Below are 599 nucleotides of genomic sequence, written 5' to 3'. Positions count from 1 at the left end.
CGGCACCTACCGCGACCACCAAAGCGGCGAGCACATAGATAGCAGTAAGTGTCCATCCAAACGTGGCAACCAGCAGGCCGACGACGATAGGATTCAGCAACGGAGATGAGAAAAGAAACACCATCATCGGCCCAAAACCGGCCCGTGCCCGAATCAACCCTTTCAACATGGGGATAGTCGAGCAACTACAGAAGGGCGTTATAGCTCCTAAACCAGCAGCAAGAAAATAGCCTCGCTTCCCACTGGAAGTCAGTAACGCTTCCACCTTGGATGGTGGGATGTGACGTTGAAGAACTCCGACCAGCAAGCTAATGCCAATGAATAAAACCGATAGCTCGATAGCGAGAAAGGCGAACATGCCTAGAGCGTCTTGGAGTTGAGATGACATTCAATATTACTCCTATATTTCTAGTATTGTCGAAATGATGTACGCAGCCTACTTGCGTTTATCCGACCTGTCAACTATAATTCTAGAAACATCGAATTATTGGGGCGTGCTATGGATCACGAAAAGGTTGCAGCCAGCTTAGCTGAGCTAGGGAATAGTCACCGACTGTCCGTGTTCCGCTTTCTGGTCAAAGCTGGCCATGATGGGGCTT

Annotated in this window: 1 protein-coding gene; it reads right to left on the bottom strand. The window is 49.4% G+C overall.

Annotation, left to right across the window (positions count from 1 at the left end):
* Positions 1-358, bottom strand: a 358-nt coding sequence (locus ABU113_RS17210; protein WP_454560676.1) for a permease, incomplete at its 3' end; no start/stop codon positions are given.
* Positions 359-599: the final 241 nt, after the last annotated feature.

Origin of the sequence: Parapedomonas caeni, assembly GCF_041060555.1 — a bacterium.
Classification (GTDB): Bacteria; Pseudomonadota; Alphaproteobacteria; order Sphingomonadales; family Sphingomonadaceae; genus CAUJIW01.
The sequence above is the reverse complement of the archived record's forward strand: the minus strand, read 5'-3'. Positions and strand labels throughout refer to the sequence as shown.